The 19,825-nt window shown below is 62.8% G+C and carries 19 protein-coding genes; 14 read left to right on the top strand and 5 right to left on the bottom strand.

Annotation, left to right across the window (positions count from 1 at the left end):
- Positions 1-28: 28 nt before the first annotated feature.
- From FHR70_RS17575 to FHR70_RS17560, 4 genes are all read right to left on the bottom strand, one after another.
- Positions 29-1,012 (bottom strand): HupE/UreJ family protein, encoded by a 984-nt coding sequence (locus tag FHR70_RS17575; RefSeq protein ID WP_183452564.1) that lies wholly within the window; start codon positions 1,010-1,012, stop codon positions 29-31.
- The gene (locus FHR70_RS17570) at positions 1,009-1,875 is read right to left on the bottom strand and encodes a peptidyl-prolyl cis-trans isomerase (RefSeq protein WP_183452562.1); all 867 of its coding nucleotides are present in this window, start codon (positions 1,873-1,875) and stop codon (positions 1,009-1,011) included. The genes FHR70_RS17575 and FHR70_RS17570 overlap by 4 nt, the downstream gene beginning before the upstream one ends.
- 703 nt (positions 1,876-2,578) lie before the next feature.
- On the bottom strand, positions 2,579-3,475 hold the full coding sequence (locus FHR70_RS17565) for a dihydrodipicolinate synthase family protein (RefSeq protein ID WP_183452560.1): 897 nt from the start codon (positions 3,473-3,475) through the stop codon (positions 2,579-2,581).
- 17 nt (positions 3,476-3,492) lie between these two features.
- On the bottom strand, positions 3,493-4,320 hold the full coding sequence (locus FHR70_RS17560) for an IclR family transcriptional regulator (protein ID WP_183452558.1): 828 nt from the start codon (positions 4,318-4,320) through the stop codon (positions 3,493-3,495).
- A 157-nt stretch (positions 4,321-4,477) separates the two neighbouring features.
- Between FHR70_RS17560 and FHR70_RS17555 the strand changes: the two genes are divergently transcribed.
- From FHR70_RS17555 to FHR70_RS17530, 6 genes are all read left to right on the top strand, one after another.
- Positions 4,478-5,434, top strand: a complete 957-nt coding sequence (locus FHR70_RS17555) for a PfkB family carbohydrate kinase (RefSeq protein WP_183453028.1) — start codon at positions 4,478-4,480, stop codon at positions 5,432-5,434.
- A gap of 62 nt (positions 5,435-5,496) precedes the next feature.
- Positions 5,497-6,459: a Bug family tripartite tricarboxylate transporter substrate binding protein gene (locus tag FHR70_RS17550; protein WP_183452556.1), complete on the top strand. Its 963-nt coding sequence runs from the start codon at positions 5,497-5,499 to the stop codon at positions 6,457-6,459.
- A 25-nt stretch (positions 6,460-6,484) separates the two neighbouring features.
- Positions 6,485-6,979 carry a tripartite tricarboxylate transporter TctB family protein gene (locus FHR70_RS17545; RefSeq protein ID WP_183452554.1) on the top strand — a complete coding sequence of 165 codons (495 nt, stop codon included), beginning with the start codon at positions 6,485-6,487 and terminating at the stop codon, positions 6,977-6,979.
- A 7-nt stretch (positions 6,980-6,986) separates the two neighbouring features.
- The gene (locus FHR70_RS17540; RefSeq protein ID WP_183452552.1) at positions 6,987-8,534 is read left to right on the top strand and encodes a tripartite tricarboxylate transporter permease; all 1,548 of its coding nucleotides are present in this window, start codon (positions 6,987-6,989) and stop codon (positions 8,532-8,534) included.
- Positions 8,535-8,573: 39 nt separating this feature from the next.
- Complete coding sequence (locus FHR70_RS17535) at positions 8,574-9,632, top strand: tagatose 1,6-diphosphate aldolase (RefSeq protein ID WP_183452550.1); 1,059 nt, start codon at positions 8,574-8,576, stop codon at positions 9,630-9,632.
- Between the two features lie 13 nt (positions 9,633-9,645).
- Positions 9,646-10,410: an SDR family NAD(P)-dependent oxidoreductase gene (locus tag FHR70_RS17530; protein WP_183452548.1), complete on the top strand. Its 765-nt coding sequence runs from the start codon at positions 9,646-9,648 to the stop codon at positions 10,408-10,410.
- 445 nt (positions 10,411-10,855) lie between these two features.
- Here the strand turns inward: FHR70_RS17530 and FHR70_RS17525 are convergent, their stop codons facing one another.
- Positions 10,856-12,445, bottom strand: coding sequence for an ABC transporter substrate-binding protein (locus FHR70_RS17525; protein ID WP_183452546.1), 1,590 nt, complete (start codon positions 12,443-12,445; stop codon positions 10,856-10,858).
- A 652-nt stretch (positions 12,446-13,097) separates the two neighbouring features.
- Here FHR70_RS17525 and FHR70_RS17520 point away from each other — a divergent pair.
- The 8 genes from FHR70_RS17520 to FHR70_RS17485 form a co-directional block, all read left to right on the top strand.
- Positions 13,098-13,793, top strand: a complete 696-nt coding sequence (locus FHR70_RS17520; RefSeq protein WP_183452544.1) for a TetR/AcrR family transcriptional regulator — start codon at positions 13,098-13,100, stop codon at positions 13,791-13,793.
- 78 nt (positions 13,794-13,871) lie between these two features.
- Positions 13,872-14,927 (top strand): C4-dicarboxylate TRAP transporter substrate-binding protein, encoded by a 1,056-nt coding sequence (locus FHR70_RS17515; RefSeq protein WP_183452543.1) that lies wholly within the window; start codon positions 13,872-13,874, stop codon positions 14,925-14,927.
- Positions 14,928-14,953: 26 nt separating this feature from the next.
- Positions 14,954-15,526, top strand: coding sequence for a TRAP transporter small permease subunit (locus tag FHR70_RS17510; protein ID WP_183452541.1), 573 nt, complete (start codon positions 14,954-14,956; stop codon positions 15,524-15,526).
- Positions 15,519-16,829 carry a TRAP transporter large permease gene (locus tag FHR70_RS17505; RefSeq protein WP_183452539.1) on the top strand — a complete coding sequence of 437 codons (1,311 nt, stop codon included), beginning with the start codon at positions 15,519-15,521 and terminating at the stop codon, positions 16,827-16,829. Before FHR70_RS17510 ends, FHR70_RS17505 begins: the two co-directional genes overlap by 8 nt.
- Positions 16,830-16,848: 19 nt before the next feature.
- Positions 16,849-17,625, top strand: a complete 777-nt coding sequence (locus FHR70_RS17500) for a cyclase family protein (protein ID WP_183452537.1) — start codon at positions 16,849-16,851, stop codon at positions 17,623-17,625.
- A gap of 24 nt (positions 17,626-17,649) precedes the next feature.
- The gene (gene kce / locus FHR70_RS17495) at positions 17,650-18,612 is read left to right on the top strand and encodes a 3,5-dioxohexanoate:acetyl-CoA acetone transferase (protein WP_210277689.1); all 963 of its coding nucleotides are present in this window, start codon (positions 17,650-17,652) and stop codon (positions 18,610-18,612) included.
- A gap of 11 nt (positions 18,613-18,623) precedes the next feature.
- Positions 18,624-19,643 (top strand): SMP-30/gluconolactonase/LRE family protein, encoded by a 1,020-nt coding sequence (locus FHR70_RS17490; protein ID WP_183452535.1) that lies wholly within the window; start codon positions 18,624-18,626, stop codon positions 19,641-19,643.
- Between the two features lie 88 nt (positions 19,644-19,731).
- A partial coding sequence (locus tag FHR70_RS17485) for a CoA-transferase (protein WP_281381312.1) occupies positions 19,732-19,825 on the top strand: 94 nt, incomplete at its 3' end.

Here is a 19,825-nt window from a genome sequence, read left to right as displayed (position 1 = left end):
ACCTGTCCAGGCTCGGTGTCGGTCCCCGTCAGAACGCGGCCACACGCTGGATCACCCAGAACATCGCCATGCTCCCGATGGCGTAGGGCGGCACCATCTCCGCCCAGCGCGGCCACGCGATCCGGACGCGCCGCGCCAGCGCCACGCAGGCAAGAGCGCCCGCGACGAACAGCAACTGGCCTGCCTCGACGCCGAGATTGAAGAACAGCAGCGCCACCGGGATCTGGCCGTCGGGCAGGCCGACCTCGCTCAGCGCCCCGGCGAAGCCGAAGCCGTGCAGCAACCCGAACGTGAAGGCGACAACCCACGGCATGCGTGCCGCCAGTCCAACCCGCCCCTGGCGGGTGTGCAGGATCTCGGCCGCCACGAACACGATGCTCAAGGCGATCACCGCCTCGACGGGCTTGGGCGGCACATGGACCATGCCGAGCGTCGCCAGTCCGAGCGTGATGCTGTGCGCGACCGTGAACGCGGTCACGGTCTTCACCAGCCGCCATGTTCCCGTCGTGAGCAGCAACAGGGCCAGCACGAATAGCAGGTGGTCGACGCCCGTGAGGATGTGCTCAATGCCGAGGACAAGATAGGTGCCCGCCACGCCCCACATGCTGGAGCGGGCTGGGATCAGGGCATCCGGCCGCCGCGGCGTGAGCCGCTCGACCCAGGTGCTACCGTCGGCAAAGACGACACGCACGAGCACGTCCGTGAGCGTGCTCTCCAGGCCCTCAATGCGCAGGGTCTGGCCGCGCAGGCCGTTCGCCCGCAGGCGCCAGGTCTGCACGGCGGCATCGCCCGTGCGGCGCGCCGCGACCGGGGCCAGCACTTCGACTGGACCGGAGAAGGAAGGGTCCAGGGCCAGGCGCATCTCGCCTGCCATCGGCGTCTTCCACAGCACGCTGAACTCGCCGGGCCGGTCCTCGCGCAGGTCGAGATAGGCGGGCCGGACCTCGTGCGCATGGCCGGAGAGTGGAGACAGCAATGCGGTTAGGGCAGCGAGGATCGGCAGCCATCTCATGGCCGGACCTCCACTTGCCCGGCGAGAGGCCCCAGGAACGGACGCACGGCAGGATCGACGGCCACCCGGTACTTCTGGATCAGCCCTTTGAGAAGCTGGTCTTGGGTCGCTTCCTGGCGCTGGCGGCGCCACTCCTCAGCCAGCTTCCCGCGAACCTCGGCAAACGGGCGCGCTTCGGGCGGCGACACTGCGGTGACCTTCACCAGATGCAGCCCGTAGCTGGACTCGACAGGTCCCGCCCAGCGCCCGAACGGAAGGGCAAAGACCGCCCCCGCGAACGTGGGTCCGAAGAGATTGTCGAGCGCCTGCTCATCCTGGTCCGCGAAGCTGTCGCCGAGCAGGATGCCGTCGCCCTGCTCCTCCGGCATGGCGGATCCTCCGGTCAGGGCGGCGAGGGTAGCGCGGGCGCGGTCGGCGCCCTGCTCACGGCGGAAGAACACCTGCGTGAACGACACCCGCGGCGGGGTGCGGACGAGATCCGGACGGGCCCCGTACATGGTGCGCAGCTCGGCCTCGGGGGGCTCAGCCACCTGAAGGGTGTCGTCGAGGAGAAAGGCCATCTTCTGCGCCAGCCGGCGGCGGATGACGGTGTCGCCGACATCGAGCTCCAGCGCCTTCGCCTCGCGGGCGAGCACCTCCTCCCGGATGTGGTCCGCGACGAGGCGCGTGAGCTCCTCGGCTGTGGGCGGGCGCCGCCACTGGCGCGTCCACATCTCCTTCAGCCAGTCGGCATCGGCCTCGGTGATCCTGACGGCTGAGGCCGATGGGGCCTTGTCCTCGCTTGGAGCGACGGCGGCGTGGGCGGCGAACAGCAAGCCGCCGAGAACAAGGAAATGCAGCAGCGGTTCCTTCAGCAGCCTCATGCAGCGGCCTCGTGGCTCTCTCTCGGCCGTTATAAATGGTGCGAATTGTAGGCCTTTGCTTGACCGTTTCGGACCACGGCTTGGCAATTACGGATACCAGCGATACGCCATGCTCTGTCCGAACCGCTCACGCCGGCCTACGCCCCCCGGCACCTGTGACGTCATTCCCACCAATCCTGACCGGAGGACCGAGGTATAGAACTTCCTTAGGTCCGAAGCTGGCACATCTGAGACCTAACGCTTTGGTCAGCTTAGAGGCTTAATGCGGACATCCGAAAGAGCAGGTAATTTCCCTGCTCCTCATTCTCTCAGGGCCTGCGGTGGTGTCGATCTACTGAGCAAGTAGATCAGAAGCTTCGGTTCTGACTTGGGGCTCCCCAGAATATACATAGGGCCTATCTCGTGAGCCCCCGTATGATTGCGGTCAGCTCGCCTGCCGCACGGCCCGTCGATGTCATGCTCGCATCGCTCATGAAACACCTCGTGAGCCCATGGTAGCACAGCCGCGAACCCTGGTCCCGTCACAATGCTGGATTGACCCCGTCACGGCCGCTGATGGGAGGCGGTAGCGCCGCAGAACACGCCTCGTGGAGTTCGGATCGAAGGCAGGAAATGTCGGGTCCGCACGGTGCGCTGGGCTATGAGAATTCCAGACCGAGGAAGTAATCGCGTCCTGACCTGCTGCCGGGCTTCCAGTCCATGGTCATCCGAACGACGTTTCCTGCAGGTCCCGGAGCGCACGGCTGAGGGTATCGACATCCGCCTGAGACGCGGCTTCCATGGGGGGGCGGGGCCAGGAGACTTTCAATCCCTGAAGCCGTTGGGCGGCTTTGACCCGCGCAGGCAGATTGGGGCCCGTCAAGGCAGCCCAGAAGTCCGAGAGCCGAGCCTGCAGTGCCAGGGCTTCGGCTGTCCGGCCCTCGCCGACAGCGCGCCAGAGACGGACGTTCTCCTTCGGGACCGCGCATGCGATCGCCGCGATCGAGCCTGCAATCCCGAAGTCGTAGCAACTCTTGAGCGACCCATCGAGAGCACCGAAAACACGCTTTGGCCCCACCGAACGGGTAAGATCCGCAAATGCATCCATGTCGCGGTCGCTCTGCTTCACGGCAATGACTTGAGGAACCGCCTGCATGATGCGCAGGGCAAGCTTCGGGCTCACCTTTGCCCAGGGGATCACGTTATAGATGACGAGGGGAATTCCGGCAGCTTCGGCGACGGCGCGATAGAAGTCGACGAAGCCATCCTCCGATGGTGGGAAAATGTAGTGAGGCGGCGCAACCTGGAGAGCTGCGATCGGCAGGCCTCGAAGCATCGTCGCGCGCGAGGCCGCGCTTCGCGTGCTGTCGGCGATGATGCTGGCCAGAACCGGAATGCGCCCGGCTGCGACATCGACGGCGCGCCGCGTCAACAGCAGAAGTTCGTCAGGCTCGAGCGCAAAGCCTTCGCCTGTGCTGCCCCCGACAACAAGCCCGTCGACCTCCTGTGCCAGCATCCAATCGATCTGCTCGACGAATGCCCCCATGTCGATCGTGCCGCTCTCGTCGAAAGGGCTCACAACGGGAACGATCACGCCGTGAAGCTCGCTAGGCGTCGTCATTATGTCCTCTGTCAGTGTCAGGATTGCGTGGTGTCATAGCCGAGTTGCCGCGAAAGTTGCGTGGCCGTCGCAACGACGTATTCGGCAACTTCCGGCACACGCTCGAGCGTGACCCGCTCCTTCGGGCCGGTCACGCTTACGGCGGCGAACACGCGGCCGGCGGCGTTGTACACGGGCGCCGCAACGCAGCGTACGGCTGGCTGGTGCTCGCCCTCGTCGATGGCGTAGCCGCGCTCGCGCACGGCGCGGAGTTCCCTACGCAGGATGTCCGGATCCGTGATCGTCGTCGGCGTGTATGGGACGAGCCCGTTGCGGATAACCTTTTCGATTACGGCTTCGTCTTGGAAGGCGAGGGTCGCCTTGCCCACGCCTGTGCAGTAAGAGGGCGAGATCGAAAGGGTGGTCGTCCAGTTGACGGAGAGGGCTCCCGGTTCGCGGTGCTCGATGATGACCATGTTGGTACCGTCGAAGACGCACAGATGAGCGCTTTCGCCGCTGATCGCCATGAGACGTTCGACGAATGGACGGGCCTCGCGGTTGATGTCGAGATTGGCCAGAACGATGCTGCCGAGTTCGAACAGGCGGATCCCCATCCGGTATCTGTCGCGCTCCTTGTCCTGCTCGAGCAGCTTCGCCTCGCGGAGGCTGGTCACGAGCCGGTGCACCGTCGTCTTCGGCATTCCGCAGCGGGCCGAGATCTCGTTTAGGGTCAGCGCGCGGTCGTAGCGGGAGAAGCAGTCGAGAACCGCCATGAGCTTCTGCATCGACTTCAGGGAGCCACGCTGATCCTGGGCTTCCGAGGATGCCTCCCGTCTGGGCGCGGTACTGCGCGCGGGCTTGTTCATGAACGGAACTCCATTCCGTGGAAGTTTCGAAATCGCATACCACAAAAAACATGAGCCCGTCATCATTTTCGGAATTGACATCCGCAATGCGGAACTTCTTAATGAGGATCAATTCCGATATACGGAATAAAGATCCGAAAATAATTGGGAGGTAATGGTGTCAGGGCGGGTTCTTTGCGTCGGCGTCGCCGTTCTCGACAACATCTTCGCCATCGAGGCCTTCCCCCCGGAGCCAACGAAGGTTTTCGCGCGAGACTATACCCAGGTCGGCGGCGGACCCGCCGCCAATGCCGCGGTCACCGTCAGCCGCCTCGGCGGCAAGGCGAGCCTCTGGGCCCGTGTCGGCGAGGATCAGGTCGGTGCGCGCATTGTCGCCGAAATCGCGGAATACGGGGTGGATGTCAGCCACGTGAGAAGCATCCCCGGCCGACGTTCGGGTGTTTCCGCGGTCATGGTCGACCGTAAGGGCGAGCGTCTCATCACCGCTTTCGCGGACAGGGAGCTCGATACCGATTCCTCCTGGCTGCCGCTGGATGGAATCCGCGGGTTTGACGTGGTTCTCGGAGATGTGCGCTGGCCCGCAGCATCCGAGCGTGCGTTGCGCGCCGCGTCCGAGCAGGGGGTCAAGACGGTGCTGGACGCCGACCTCACCACCGACGATGCAGTGGAGCGCCTGATTCATCTGGCGGACTACGCCGTGTTTTCAGCGCCCGCCCTCAAGCGCCTGTCCGGCGAAGAGGGGTTCGAGGCCGGCCTGGAGCGCGCGCAGGAACGGACGGACGGCATGGTGGGCGTCACCCTGGGCTCCCGCGGGTTCGCTTGGCTGGAGGACGGTCGATTGAGGCAGACGCCGTCCTTCGCGGTGGATGCGATCGACACGCTCGCTGCGGGCGATGTCTTCCACGGCGCCTTCGCGCTCGGCATCGCGGAGCATCTCTCGCTGGAAGAGACCGGTCGTTTCGCGGCGGCTGCGGCCGCTTTGAAATGCACCCGCTGGGGCGGCCGCGCCGGAATTCCGAGCCGCTCGGAGCTCGATGCATTTCTCAGCGCTCAATCCGGCGCGGACAATAACAAGGGGAGGGCGATCAACACTCTCATGAACCCGGCTCACTGACTGAAATCCTTGATGAAAGCCATCCGCACGAAGCGGAGGTGCGAGACACAGTGGAGGAAACCATGAAACTGACACGCCGAATTCTGTTTGCGGCGGTAGCCGCTCTAACCCTGTCGACCCCGGCTCTGGCCGAATACCCCGAGCGTCCGATCACGCTCATCGTGCCGTGGGCGGCAGGCGGCGGAACCGATGCGACCGCCCGCACCGTTGCATCTCTGCTCGAGCAGGAGCTCGGAAAGCCCGTGAACGTGGTCAACCGCACGGGCGGCGGCGGCATCGTCGGACACACCGAAATCGCGAATGCCAAGCCCGATGGCTACACGCTCGGCGTCATCACGACCGAGCTGTCGCTCTATCACTGGCTGGGCACCGCGCCCATCGACTATCGCAGCTACACGCCGATCGCGCTCTACAACACCGATGCCCAGAGCATCAACGTGCGCTCCGACGGTGCGAAGGATCTCAAGGAGCTGCTCGAGCAGGCCAAGGCGAAGCCCGGCACTTACAAGGCATCCGGTGCCAATCGCGGCGGCGCTCCGCACCTGGCGGTTGCGGGTCTCCTGAAGGCGTCGAACCTGCCGGTCGACACCATTCCGTGGGTGCCCACCGACGGAATCACGCCGTCGCTCCAGCTGCTCACCTCCAATGCCATCGGCGTTGTGGCCACCACTCTCCCGGAGGTTCAATCCATGGTGGATGCGGGTGAGGTGAAGACGCTTGCCATCATGCGCGCCGAGCGTGATCCGTCCTTCCCGAACGTGCCGACCGTCAAGGAGGCGACCGGCGTCGATTGGTTCCTGTCCTCCTGGCGCGGCGTCGCCACGCCCAAGGGTCTGCCCGACAACATTGCCAAGCGTCTGTCCGACGCCATGGCGAAAGTCGCTCAGAAGCCCGAATTCAAGTCGTTCATGACGGCTCGCAAGTTCGGCCAGGACTATGCGGGCGGCGAGGCCTTCGCAAAATTCCTCGCGGATGCGGACGAGCGGTTCGGAACGGCCATCAAGGCCGCGGGCCTCGCCAAGTAAGTCTACGTGAAAGGCAGGCGGCATCATGAGGAAAGCTGAATTCATCGCAGGGATCGTCCTGTCGGCATTGGGAGGGGGCATCGTTCTGGGAGCGGCGCAATTTCCGACCATTCCAGGACAGGATTATGGACCAGGATTCTTCCCGACCATTCTCGGCGTTGGTTTGCTTCTCAGCGGTGCCGCCTATGCGATCAACGCTCTGCGGCAGCCCGAGCCCGCCGCGGCCGCCACGTTCGGGACGGTGGACAAGGAGGGTGGCGAGACTCCTGCCGACCGCCCTTACTACGCGGCCTTGGCATGGGTTCTGCTCGGACTTGGGGTGATCATCCGCCTCTGGGAAACCGTCGGCTTCATCGTGCTGCTGTCCGTTTTCCTGACTGGGTTCATGGTGCTGCTGAAGGTGGCGCTCTGGCGTGCCGCGCTTCTGGCAGTCGTCGCCACCGTGGCCGTCTATCTGGTCTTCATCCGACTTCTGATGGTTCCGCTCCCGGCAGGAATCCTGGCGAACCTGGGGCTGTGAGGCGAGAATGCAGACGATCTTCGAAGCCTTCCGGCTGATTGCCGATCCTCAGGTCATTCTGACCGTCGTCCTGGCGTCCTTCTTCGGGCTGTTCGTCGGCGCAGTGCCGGGCCTCACGGCCACGATGGCCACGGCGCTGCTGGTGCCGATGACCTTCTTCATGGACCCGCTGTCGTCCGTGGCGGCCATCGTTGCCTGCACGGCCATGGCGATCACCGCCGGCGACATTCCCGGCTGCCTCCTGCGTATTCCCGGAACGCCCGCCTCCGCGGCCTACACTGACGAAACCTACATGATGACAAAGAAGGGGCTCGGGGCGCAGGCGCTCGGGTCCAGCCTCGTCTCGTCGGTGATCGGAGGCCTGTTCGGTGCGATCGTGCTGATCTTCGCCGCGCCATCGCTGGCACGTGTGGCGCTCAACTTTTCGAGCTTCGAGTATTTCTGGCTGGCGGCCATCGGCCTGACCTGCGCCGCACTCGTCAGTTCCTCCGGTTATCTTCCTGGAATCATCTCGCTGTTCATCGGGCTGGCGATTTCCACCGTCGGCATGGACGTGATCAGCGGCTCCCCCCGTTTCACCTTCGGCGTGGTGGACCTGATGGGAGGCGTCAGTTTCGTGCCGGCGATGATCGGCATGTTCGCCCTGTCGGAAATATTCCACAGTCTCGTCTACGGCACCGCACGGCATCGCTTCGCGAAGCCGCAGAAGGTGAGCGGCATCTTCAGCGGGATCATGCCGTTGATGGCCAAGTACCGCACGAATATCGGCCGCGGCTCCATCATCGGCACGCTCATCGGAATTCTTCCCGGCGCAGGCGGCGATATCGCGGCCTGGATCACCTACGCGACCGCGCGCCGGTTCTCGAAGGAGCCCGAGAAGTTCGGCACCGGTCACCCGGAAGGCGTCATCGAGGCGGGAGCCGCGAATAATGCGGGCCTCAGCGGCGCGTGGGTTCCGGCGCTGGTGTTCGGCGTTCCGGGCGATGCGGTCACGGCTATTGCGGTCGGCGTGCTCTACATGAAGGGTCTCAATCCGGGCCCGAGGCTCTTCGAGACGCAAGGGGCCATGCTCTATGCGGTGTTCATGATCTTTCTGATCGCGAACCTTGCGCTCCTGCCGCTCGGCTGGCTCGCCATTCGCGCCGCGAGCCGCATCCTGGTCGTGCCCCGGCCCCAGCTCATGGCGCTCATCCTCCTGAGCTGCGTCGTAGGTTCGTTCGCGATCAACAACGCCGTGTTCGACATCATCGTGATGGTGGCGTTCGGCCTGATCGCCTTTGCCCTTTCGGAAGCCCGCATCCCGATCGCGCCCATCATCCTCGGGGTCGTGCTCGGCCCCATGCTGGAGCAGAACTTCCTCACCTCCATGACCATCGCGAACGGTAACCTGCTGGCCTTTTTCGAGCGTCCCATCGCGGCGGTGCTCGGGGCTTCCGCAATTCTCTTCTGGTCGATGCCTCTGCTGGGATTGGCTCTCAGGACGAGCCGCAGGGCCCGGCCACCGTCTGCGGCTCTTGATCAGCCCCAGGAAATGGGGCGCACCACCTCTCTCTAACCATCATCACTCTTCATGATTTAGGAAAGGACTATCGCAATGCAGATCTCGGCTGGAAAGCTGCGAGGACTTCGGCGGCTGTCAGACCCCCAGGGACGCTTCAAGATGGTGGCCGTTGACCAGCGCCCGCCCATGCTCAAGGCCATCGGCGAGAAAATCGCGCCGCGGCAGGTGGGCTATGAGGATGTGGCTCCCGTGAAGGCGATGCTCGCCCGATCACTGACACCGATGGGCTCTGCCGTGCTGATCGACCCCGATTATGGCTTCAGCCTCGCCGCCGGCAGCATTCCGGCCGATCGTGGATTGCTCATCACCCTCGAGGATTTCCGCTTCGAGGACACGCCGGGCGGACGCAAGACGCGTCTTCCGGAAGGATGGGACGTGGGCAAGATCAAGCGCATGGGCGCCGACGGCGTCAAGCTGCTCCTGTGGTATCGGCCCGACTGCAGCCCCGATGTGGTGGCGCATCAGCAGGCGCTCGTGCGCTCAGTCGGCGACGCATGCGCGCGCTACGACATCGCCTTTCTTCTCGAGCTTCTCGTCTATCCGTTCCAGGGCGCGGCGAACCACACCACGGATTACATCGAGAACAAGGAGAAGTATCCGGAGCTCGTCCTTCAGAGCCTGCGCGACTTCGCTGACCCCTCCTATGGCGTGGACATTTACAAGCTCGAAAGTCCCGTGTCCGCCGATTCCCTGCCGAACCCTGATGAGAATACGGAAGAAGTCCGCAAGGCGCAGGAATGGTTCAACAAGATCGGCGACATCATTGATCGTCCCTGGGTGATGCTCAGCGCCGGAGCCGGGATGGAGCAGTTCCGCCGCGTTCTCGCCTTTGCATATCGTGCCGGAGCCAACGGCTATCTCGCCGGCCGCGCGATCTGGTGGACGGCGTTCGGATCTTATCCCGACATCGCGGCCATGGAGAGGGGGCTTCAGGAGGAATCTGCCCGGTACATGGATGAAATCAACCGCCTGACCGACCAGCTCGCCCCTCCGTGGGATCAGGCACCCGCCATGGCGAAGGGAGTGGAGCTGCAGAACGCTGGCCATAGCTTCCCGAGCCTTTATGCGGGCTTCGGCTCGCAAGCAGCCTAAGAAAGAGACGATCATGCTCAGCGATCTTAAAAATAAGCGCGTCCTCGTCACGGGGTCCAGCACAGGCATCGGAGCGGCCGTGGCGCAGGGCTTCGCCAGATTCGGGGCCCGTGTCGTCGTTCACTACAACTCCAGCGCTGCGGAAGCGGAAGCCGTCGTCGCCGCCATCCGCAACCAGGGCGGCGAGGCGCAGATGGTGAGCGGCAACGTCTCCAGCAGCGCGACCGCGAAGGCGGTCGTTGACGAGGCAGCCTCCCTGCTCGGCGGCCTCGATGTGCTCATCAACAATGCCGGGGCCATGGTGAAACGCGCTCCTCTCACGGAGGTGGAGGACGAGCTCTACGATCAGGTGCTCGACATCAACGTGCGCTCCGTCGTCATGGCTTCCAAAGCGGCGGTTCCGCACTTCCGGCGGGCAGGGGCCGGCGCCATCGTGAATACGAGCTCCATCGCAGCCCGCAACGGCGGCGGGCCCGGCGCGGGCCTCTATGCGGGCGCCAAGGCTTTCGTCGGCAACATCACCCGCAACATGGCAAAGGAACTCGCGGGCGCCAACATCCGCGTGAACGCCGTCTCGCCGGGTGTGATCATGACGCCGTTCCACCAGCGGTTCTCCAGTCCGGAATGGCTGGAGAACATGCGCAAGACGATTCCGCTCGCGCGGATCGGCGATCCGGAGGACTGCGTGGGCGTCTACCTCTTTCTATCCTCGCAGGCCATGAGCGGCTACATCAATGGCCAGACCATCGAGGTGAACGGCGGTCAGTACATGCCTTGACGAAAGCGGGAGCTGCCGGTGGAGACCAAGCGGCAGCTCCTTCGCATGGAAACGGCGCGCCTGTTTCGGCCTGAGAGCGAATGTCTGCTTCGAGGCTTGGAGCGGAGGTTGGACGGCCGCGTCAGCGCTACCGCTTTTGACCATACCAGACTATTGTCGCGAAGATGGACAGCGCTCCGATCCTGGGTCTGCGCCAGAGCACTCACGGCTAACTCAGCGATCCTTCAAGCCGATAGGTATGGCCCCGGTTCAGAATCTGTTCGACAAAACAGGCGAGCACCGGGAGAGAGAGTTCGCACAGGTCACGACAAGACGTCAGCCGTACAACGGAAAGGACCGTCCTAGACCTAAGATTGGCCAAGGACGGCTGCATGTTCATGAAGGCACCAGCATGTGCCGACTCGCTGCGCTGACATAGGTCGACAGCACGATTATCTGCGGCTCCCTAGTCCTTCTTTGCCCAATAGAACAGGAGCTGGTTGTCGGCTCGCTGGACGAGCTTGACCTTCTTCGACACGCCCCAAGCAAGGGACTGCTGGTGCAGCGGGATATGGCCGTAGTCTTTGGTGGCGATTTCAAATGCCTTCTTGATCAGCTGATTGCGCTTCTCCGGATCCGTTTCGACCAGGATCTGGTCGGTCACAGCATCAAGGTCCTTGTTGCAGTACCCACCGTAATTGGTCTCGCCCCGGCTTGATCCAGGAACGTCGCGGCAGCCCATGACGTCATAGAGAACATTGTGGCTGTCGAAGGTGCCAGGGGTCCAGCCGAGCAGCGAAACCGAGGTGGTGTAGCCACCTGACTTACCGGCTTTCCCAAAGTAGAGGGCCTTCGGCTGGGCCGTCAGGTTTACCTTGACGCCGGCGCGGGCCAGCATGCTGACGACGGCCTGACAGATCGCCTCATCATTGACGTAGCGGTCGTTCGGGCAGTCCATGCCGACCTCGAAACCGTTCGGGTAGCCGGCGTCGGCCAGCAGTTTCTTGGCCCCCTCGAGATCATACTTCGGACGCACAAAGTCCTTCGCGTGGACGAAGAGCTCCGGTGCGATCATCAGGGCTGACGGGGTCGACAGCCCGCGCATGACGCGATCGCGGATGAGATTGATATCGATCGCCTTGAAGAAGGCCTCCCGAACCCGCACGTCCTTGAATGGGTTCTTGCCCTTCACGTTCGAGAACAGAAGCTCGTCACGGGCCGAGTCCATGTTGAGAAAAATCGTCCGGAGTTCGGGCCCTGTGAGCGCCTGGGCATTCGGGGAAGAGTTGACGCGCGCGATATCCTGTACAGGGACCGGTTCGATGACATCAACCTCGCCTGACAGGAGCGCTGCAACGCGGGTGGCATCACTTGCGATAGGCGTAAAGACGATCTCATCGAGGTTGTGCTCCGGCTTGTCCCACCAGCTAGGGTTCGGCTTGAAGATCGTCTTCACGCCGGCCTGATGGCTTTCAATCTTGAACGGACCGGTCCCGTTCGCATTCAGCGACGAGAAACTTGGGGTTGTGGCAGCCGCAGGCGTCGGAGCGGTGGCGTTGTTCGCCTCCGCCCATTCCTTGTCCATAATGTACCAGGTGTCCCACTGGGAGTTCAGGATCGGGTTGGGGGTTTTCAGCTTTACGTCAACCGTATGGTCATCGACCTTCACAAGCTCGGCACTGGTCGGCACGCGGGTCGTGAAATTCGAGCCCTGAGCCCGCACCCGCGTGGCCGAGAAGATCACGTCATCCGCATTGAAGTCGTTGCCATTGTGGAACTTGACGCCCTTGCGCAGGAAGAAACGCCAGGTCAGGCCGTCATCGCTAATCTCCCAGCGCTCGGCTAGGCTCGGCTGAACCGCGAGGTCCTTCCCGCGCCGCGTCAGACCCTCGTAGACATGCCCGAGGTGGGCGTTGGTGGTGGTCTCGTTGAGCGTATAGGGGTCTAGGGATTTCAGATCACCTTGGTTAGCGTAGCGCAGGGAAGCGGCCAAGGCGGGCGTAGATAGGGCTGCAAGGAGGATCGAGGCAGGGATGAGGACGCTGTTTTGAATCATGAGGCTGTTCTCCACTGGCGGCTCCGCCTGAGGCGATGGCGGCGCTCTCGTTTGGTCCGGCCCGGTGCCGGAAGCGTCAGCGTGGCAGGAATTCCAGGGAGCGTCCAGCAGGAGAGGGGAGCCCTGAGGCCAGCAGCAGGATCAGCCTCTAAACATCCGCAAGCGACCGTAGCAGGGTCAGGACCGGGGATGGACTGAACAACGCTTCCTAAAGGGTCAAAACGGAGAAACGCCATTTTGTTACGATACGGGATGGGTATCAGTACCCACCGCACCGAGCTGCCAGCAATTCAATGCACCGCAAAGTGCTGGCACGCGGGAGTAATGAGTTGGATCGAGGGTTGTTGCGTCCGTGCCCTGCAACTCGTTTCAACTGCGGCACCGCCCTAAGTCGTGCCGCAAGCGATTGACGGAATAGAGCACGCAAAAGCCTCCACGCCCTGAAGGTCTCAAATTGGCACAGGGCTAACCCTAGCCGTACTTCCGCATTGGGGCTGCGAGGCGAACCTCACGTGATCTCGGTTGAGGGCTCAGATGGACCCAGCCCAGACGCTCCTGACTTATCTTTCGACCGCCTGACTGATCCGTTCGTTTGACTGATCGATCAGTCAGTGGTAGTCGTGTCGGCCTGATATCCCGAGGTGGAGCCGAGATGTCCGAGCAGAATGCCAGCCATGGAATTCTCGACGCCGCAGAGCGAGTCTTCGCCCTGCACGGCTTCGAAGGAGCCAGCATGCGGCAGATCGCGACAGAGGCGGGTGTCGCGCAGGCGCTCCTGCATTATCATTTTGGCACCAAGGAGAAGCTGTTTCAGGCGATGTTCGCGCGTCGCTCCGACGCCATCAATGCGGAGCGGGCGGCACGCATCGAGCGCCTCTTCGGAGCCGACGACCAAGGCCATCCATCCCTTGAGGATCTGATCGAAGCGCTGTTCCGCCCGACGGTGGAATTCGGTCATCAGGGTCAGGGCGGTAACATGTTCTCGCGCATTCTTGCGGCGACCGCGAATGCCGACGACGAGCGTTCGCGTGCCCTGATCGGGGAGCATTACGACGCCATTGCCCAACGTTTCATCCAGGCCTTCCGCCGAGTCATTCCTGGCCTGGAGCCCGCCGACGCGGTCTGGTCCTACATGTTCGCGATCGGCGTCGGTATGACCATGATGGCGGCGACCGGTCGAGCCGAGCGTCTGTCGGGTGGCATCTGCGACGATCGCGATGTCGATGCGATCATGGCGCGGATCGTGCCCTTCATTTCCGGGGGCATCAGGGCGCTGGCCGCCGGCGAGACGATCTCGGAGGGCAGGTCGCCTGCACGGCCCCGGCGGGCTGTGACGAGGGGGCGCTGACGCAGGTCGATACCTCTCCAAGCTTCCAACGACCGGGATCAACCCGGCTCCACGTTCCCATTCAGGAGGAAATAGTACATGCGCACACTACCGACTGCCGCACTCGCGGCCCTTCTTGCCTCGGTCTCGATGGCTCAAGCCGAAACAGTCACGGTCACCCTCGTGAACGGTCATCCGCCGGTCTTCCGTTGGGTCAAGCACCTGCAGGAGAGCTTCGTCCCCGCCGTCAACAAGGCGCTCGAAGGCACGGACACCAAGATCGAATGGAAGCAGCAATACGGAGGTTCGCTCGCTAAGGTCGGTGAGGAGCTCGAGGCCGTTCAGGAGGGCATCGCCGACATCGCGCTGGTGCCCACCATTTTCGAGCCGTCCAAGATGCCCCTCCAGAACGTCACCTACTACACGCCGTTCGTTTCGACCGACCCGAGCCTCGTCACGCAGGCCGTTGAGGAGGTCCAGAAGAAGGTTCCGGCCATGATGAAGGCCTGGGATGACAATGACGTTGTCTATCTCGGCGGCGGCTTCGGCCTGGACGACTACCTCCTCTTCACCAAGTTCCCCGTGAAGAGCGTCGACGATCTCAAGGGCCGGAAGATCGGCACCCCCGGCCCGTCTATCAACTGGATGAAGGGTACCGGCGCAGTCGGCGTCGCAGGCAATCTCACCGAGTACTACAACGCGCTGCAGACCGGTCTCTACGATGGGGTCGTCACCTTTGCGACGGCCGCCCTTCCGGCCAAGATCCAGGAGGTTGCTCCACATATTACCCGCGTCGGCTACGGAGCGCAATATTCCGGCGGTATCGCGGCCAATAAGGAATGGTACGAGGAGCAGCCGGACCAAGTGAAGAAGGCTCTGGAAGCCGGAGCCAAGGCATTCCAGACGGCCTATCACGATGACCTGCGCAAGGCGACCGCGGCAACTCTCGCCGAGCTCGCCGCCAAGGGCGGCACCATCAACCCAGACTCTGATGCCCTGCGCTCCGCTTACGCTAATGCCGTCGAAGACCCCACCAAGGGCTGGGTGGCAGAGCTTGAGAAGCAGAAGCTTCCGGCGCGCGATGTTCTGCAAGCCTATATGCAGACGCTCCGTGCTGCTGGGGCGACCCCAGCCCGGGACTGGGGCAAGAACTGATAACCCGCTCTGGCACAAGGCGCACCATGGCTGACGCTCCTACCAAGACCACCGACGAAGGGGATTTTCTCCCCTTCGCCGGCCATCCGGCACTCCGCGTACTCGATCGGTGCACGGCGGTTCTGAACGCCTTCGGCACCATGCTGATTGTTGGGATCATGCTGGCAATCAATGCCGACGTCATGGGCCGCGCACTGTTTGGCAGCCCCATATCGGGCGTGCCGGAGATCGTGAGCATGTCGATCGTGGCGATTGTCTTCCTTCAGATCGCCCACTCCCTGCGCACTGGCGGCCTGACCCGGGCTGAGATCCTGCTCGATCACTTACCGCCGCGCGCTCGGGCTGGCATGGAAACAGTTTACTGCCTCGTGGGCGTCGCACTGTGCGTTATCCTGTTCAACGGTCTCCTGCCGCTCTTCGACCGCGCCTGGACCCGCAACATCTTCGTCGGAGCCATCGGTGACTTCACCGCCCCGATCTGGCCCGTTCGGCTGATCATGCTGATCGGCACCGCGGCACTTGGCCTCCAGTTTCTGGCTCGCACGATCCGCGCCGGCCTCGCTGCTGCCGGCTTCTCGGAAAGGACCGGCCATGAGTGATCTCGCCATCGGCTCCATTGCGCTATTCGGGATGGTCGGCCTGATCTACGCGGGCATGCACGTAGCCATCGCATTGGTCCTCTGCTCTTTTCTCGGCGTCCTTGCCATGAAGGGCAGTGCGGCGCTTGCGGGCCGGATGCTGGCTCTGGCGGCCACCGAGTCGATCGAGTCCTATGTTTTCGGCGTCGTGCCACTCTTCGTCCTTATGGGCTTCGTGGTCTCTCAAGCCAACATCGGCCGTGATGCCTTCGATGTGGCCAACCGGATGCTCGGTCAGATCAAGGGCGGCCTCGGCATCGCCACCGTCGGCGCCAACGCCATCTTTGCGGCCATCACGGGCATCTCGATCGCGTCGGCTGCCGTGTTCACCCGCGTTGCGGTCCCCGAGATGCTCCGCCATGGCTATACGAAGCGGTTCGCCTACGGGATCGTTGCGGGCAGCTCGGTTCTCGGTATGCTGATCCCTCCGAGCCTGCTTCTTATTCTCTATGGAATTCTCACCGAGCAGTCGGTGGGCGACCTGTTCCTTGCAGGCGTCGTGCCCGGAATCATTCTGGCGATCGCGTTCGGGATCGGCGTCTACTTCATGGCCCGAAGCTGGCCCACCTTTGCCGGGTCAGGTATTTCGGAGGAGGTGACCCCGCTCTCGACGGGAGCGATGATCTCGAAGTCCCTTCCAATCATGCTTCTGATCGCCCTCGTGCTCGGAGGCATCTACGGCGGCTTTTTCACACCGACGGAGGCCGGCGGCGTTGGAGCTCTTGGCGCCATCCTGATCGGATTTGCGCGCCGGACGCTGCCGACGTCAAAGATCTGGCGGGTCCTCACGGACACAGGACAGGTGACCGCGGCGATTTGCTTTCTGATCATCGCCGCCAGCATGTACTCGCGCATGCTGTCTCTCAGCGGGCTGCCCGAGTATCTCAGCTCCGCAGTGGCTGCGAGCGATGTCGGATACTGGGGTGTCATCCTTGCCTATGTCGCTCTTATCCTCGCAATGGGCACCCTCCTCGACAGTTCGTCCATCCTGCTGATCGTGATCCCGCTGTTCCTGCCGATCATGAAGACCCTCGGCATCGATCCAATCTGGTTTGGCATCGTCACCGTGCTGGCAGTCGAGGTCGGACTCCTGACCCCTCCGTTCGGTTTGTCTGTCTATGTCATCAAGGGTACTTCGCCGGACAGGGCGTTGAAGTTGGGCGAGATTTTCATCGGGGCGCTTCCCTTCGCGGCCATCATGCTCGTTGTGCTCGCCCTGATCCTCGCGTTCCCTGTCCTCGCGACGGGCCTTCTCGGGCGCTAAATCTCTAGGAGACCATATCATGCCGCGTCGTATTGTTGATATTTCAGCTGCCCTCGAAGCCGGCATCGCCTCAGACCCACCGGGGCACCTGCCCACAATCGAGTATCTCGATCACCGTGCAACCGCAACGGGCATGATCTCCTTCTTCCCCGGTGCCAGCGTTGAGGATCTTCCCGGAGGTGAAGGGTGGGCGGTCGAGCGTCTGAATGTGTCGACCCACAACGGCACACATCTCGATGCGCCCTACCACTTCCACTCGACCATGGATGGGGGACAGCGGGCCATCACGATTGATGAGGTTCCCCTGGAATGGTGCTTCGCCCCCGGTGTGAAGCTCGACTTCCGGCACCTGCCCGACGGCCACGTTGTCACTGCGGCGGAGATCGAAGCGGAACTGGCCCGCATCGGGCATGCCCTGCAACCGTATGACATCGTTGTGGTCAACACTGCGGCAGGCTCTCACTATGGCCAGTCGGACTACGTCTCCTCCGGCTGTGGTGTCGGGCGCGAGGCGACGCTGTACCTGACCGAACGCGGCGTACGCATCACCGGTACCGACGCCTGGAGCTGGGACGCGCCGTTCGTACACACCGCAGAGCGCTACGCCGAGTCGCACGACCCTTCTATTATCTGGGAGGGGCATCGAGCCGGGATGGAGCGTGCCTACTGCCACATCGAGAAGCTTGCCAACTTGGAAAGTCTGCCACCGACCGGGTTCATGATCTCCTGCTTCCCATTCAAGATCCGCGGCGCCTCGGCCGGATTCACCCGTGCCGTGGCTATCTTCGAAGACTGATCCATCCCACCAGAGGAGAGCACGTTGTCTGACGTGAATGTACCCAAGGCGACCAAACAGTCGTCGAAGATCATTATCACCTGCGCTGTGACCGGCGGTATTCACACCCCAACCATGTCAGATGCGCTCCCGTATCGCCCTGAGGACATTGCGCGGGAGGCCATCGCCGCGGCCGAGGCGGGGGCGTCCATCCTTCACCTGCATGCGCGCGATCCGCAGGATGGCCGGCCCACGCCAGATCCCGAAGTGTTCATGCAGTTCCTGCCGCGCATCAAGCAATCGACGGATGCGGTCATCAACATCACGACGGGCGGTGGCCTCAACATGACAGTCGAGGACCGCCTTGCGGCACCTCTCATTGCCAAACCCGAGATGTGCTCCCTGAACATGGGGTCGATGAACTTCGGCATTTATCCCATGGCGGACCGGTACAAGGATTGGAAATTCAGCTGGGAGGAGCCTTATCTTCGAAACACCGACGACTTCATCTTCCGCAACACCTTCCGCGACATAGAGCGTATCCTTAAAATGCTCGGCGAAGAGCATGGCACCCGCTTCGAGCACGAATGCTACGACGTCGGCCATCTCTACAATGTCGCCCATTTCGTTGACCGAGGGCTCCTGAAGCCGCCGTTTTTCGTCCAGATGATCTTTGGTATCTTGGGCGGGATCGGAACTGACCTCGACAACCTGCTGTTTATGAAGCGTACGGCCGACAAGCTTTTCGGGGAAGACTACCGGTGGTCTGTGCTTGCCGCCGGACGGCACCAGATGAACTTTGCGACGCAGGCCGCATTGCTCGGTGGAAGCGTCCGGGTCGGGCTCGAGGACAGCCTCTATATCGGCCGGGGCAAACTGGCTTCCTCCAACGCCGAACAGGTTTCCAAGATCCGCCGCATCCTGGAGGAACTCGGCCACGAGATCGCCACCCCGGAGGAGGCCCGCGCCATGCTGGGCCTCAAGGGCGGCGACCGCGTGGGGTTCTAAGAGGTACGCTCATGAGCCGCAATCCCAATCCAATCGACGGGTTCACCGTCGATCCGTCCGCCATCATGTATATCGGGCAGGATCTCCAGCGTCCGGAATGTATACTGGCCGAGAAAAACGGGTCTCTCTGGGCGGCCGACGCCCGGGGTGGGGTTGTTCACATTCAGCCCGACGGCTGCCAAACACTCATCGCTCAGCGGGCTGAAGCGACCTTCGCTGACGCTCCCGACGAAGAGACGCGCTTCGTCGCTGGCACCCTTCCGAATGGCCTCGCCTTCGCACGAAACGGCGACATCGTCATCTCCAATTTCGGAACCGACCGGCTCGAGGTGATGTCGCGCAACGGCGAGACCCGGGTCTTGGTCGATACGATCGACGGCGAGCCGATCGGAAAGGTCAACTTCGTGCTGCGCGACAGTCGGGATCGGCTTTGGCTTACAGTGTCAACCCGAACGAAGAACTGGATGCGGGCGATGAGCCCCTCCATCATCGATGGGTTTGTAGCCTTGTATGATCAGGGGCGTTTGCGCATCGTCGCGGATGGGTTCCACTTCACCAATGAAATCCGGCTCGACGCCCAGGAGGAGTGGCTCTACGTGGCCGAGACCTGCGCCCGGCGAGTCACACGTCTGCGGGTGCTCGACGATGGAAGCCTCGTGGACCGCGAGGTGTTCGGGCCGGCTGACCATGGCGCGTTCATCGACGGCATTGCGTTTGATGCCCACGGCAACCTCTGGGGCACACATGTGATGACGGACCGGATCTTCGCCATCACACCTGAAGGCGACCTGCGCATCATCCTCGACGACGACCAGAACAGCGACGCAGGGCGTGTGCTCATGGAGGCATTCGCGCGTGACGAGGCCACATCGCAGCTCATGCTCGCCTGCGGTGGCACCATCGCTCCCTGGTTCGCGAGCGTCACATTCGGAGGTTCTGATCTGAGAACCGTCTATGTCGGCAGCTTGCGCGGCAACAGGATACCTTATTTCTGTTCGCCAGTGGCTGGTCTTCCTATGGTCCATTGGTGAGGGCACTATGTCTTGCTCTCGCCGCTACGGGGAGCAGGCTGTCATTTCTGGGATGGTATTTTGGGTAATGATAGAGAGGGGCGAGGCGATGGATAAGGTTTACAGCGACGCCCGCTCGGCGCTGGCCGGCCTGGTCAAGGATGGTATGACCATCATGGCCGGAGGCTTCGGCCTGTGCGGCA

Origin of the sequence: Microvirga lupini (assembly GCF_014191055.1) — a bacterium.
Lineage (GTDB): Bacteria > Pseudomonadota > Alphaproteobacteria > Rhizobiales > Beijerinckiaceae > Microvirga > Microvirga lupini_A.
Note: the sequence above shows the minus strand (reverse complement) of the source record. Positions and strands in the feature narration are given on the sequence as shown.

Excerpts from the sequence above, each read along its gene's own strand:
- FHR70_RS17575 (WP_183452564.1), bottom strand. The coding sequence starts at position 1,012 with ATGAGATGGCTGCCGATCCTCGCTGCCCTAACCGCATTGCTGTCTCCA.
- FHR70_RS17570 (WP_183452562.1), bottom strand. The coding sequence starts at position 1,875 with ATGAGGCTGCTGAAGGAACCGCTGCTGCATTTCCTTGTTCTCGGCGGC.
- FHR70_RS17565 (WP_183452560.1), bottom strand. The coding sequence starts at position 3,475 with ATGACGACGCCTAGCGAGCTTCACGGCGTGATCGTTCCCGTTGTGAGC.
- FHR70_RS17560 (WP_183452558.1), bottom strand. The coding sequence starts at position 4,320 with ATGAACAAGCCCGCGCGCAGTACCGCGCCCAGACGGGAGGCATCCTCG.
- FHR70_RS17550 (WP_183452556.1), top strand. The coding sequence starts at position 5,497 with ATGAAACTGACACGCCGAATTCTGTTTGCGGCGGTAGCCGCTCTAACC.
- FHR70_RS17545 (WP_183452554.1), top strand. The coding sequence starts at position 6,485 with ATGAGGAAAGCTGAATTCATCGCAGGGATCGTCCTGTCGGCATTGGGA.
- FHR70_RS17540 (WP_183452552.1), top strand. The coding sequence starts at position 6,987 with ATGCAGACGATCTTCGAAGCCTTCCGGCTGATTGCCGATCCTCAGGTC.
- FHR70_RS17535 (WP_183452550.1), top strand. The coding sequence starts at position 8,574 with ATGCAGATCTCGGCTGGAAAGCTGCGAGGACTTCGGCGGCTGTCAGAC.
- FHR70_RS17530 (WP_183452548.1), top strand. The coding sequence starts at position 9,646 with ATGCTCAGCGATCTTAAAAATAAGCGCGTCCTCGTCACGGGGTCCAGC.
- FHR70_RS17525 (WP_183452546.1), bottom strand. The coding sequence starts at position 12,445 with ATGATTCAAAACAGCGTCCTCATCCCTGCCTCGATCCTCCTTGCAGCC.
- FHR70_RS17520 (WP_183452544.1), top strand. The coding sequence starts at position 13,098 with ATGTCCGAGCAGAATGCCAGCCATGGAATTCTCGACGCCGCAGAGCGA.
- FHR70_RS17515 (WP_183452543.1), top strand. The coding sequence starts at position 13,872 with ATGCGCACACTACCGACTGCCGCACTCGCGGCCCTTCTTGCCTCGGTC.
- FHR70_RS17510 (WP_183452541.1), top strand. The coding sequence starts at position 14,954 with ATGGCTGACGCTCCTACCAAGACCACCGACGAAGGGGATTTTCTCCCC.
- FHR70_RS17505 (WP_183452539.1), top strand. The coding sequence starts at position 15,519 with ATGAGTGATCTCGCCATCGGCTCCATTGCGCTATTCGGGATGGTCGGC.
- FHR70_RS17500 (WP_183452537.1), top strand. The coding sequence starts at position 16,849 with ATGCCGCGTCGTATTGTTGATATTTCAGCTGCCCTCGAAGCCGGCATC.
- FHR70_RS17490 (WP_183452535.1), top strand. The coding sequence starts at position 18,624 with ATGAGCCGCAATCCCAATCCAATCGACGGGTTCACCGTCGATCCGTCC.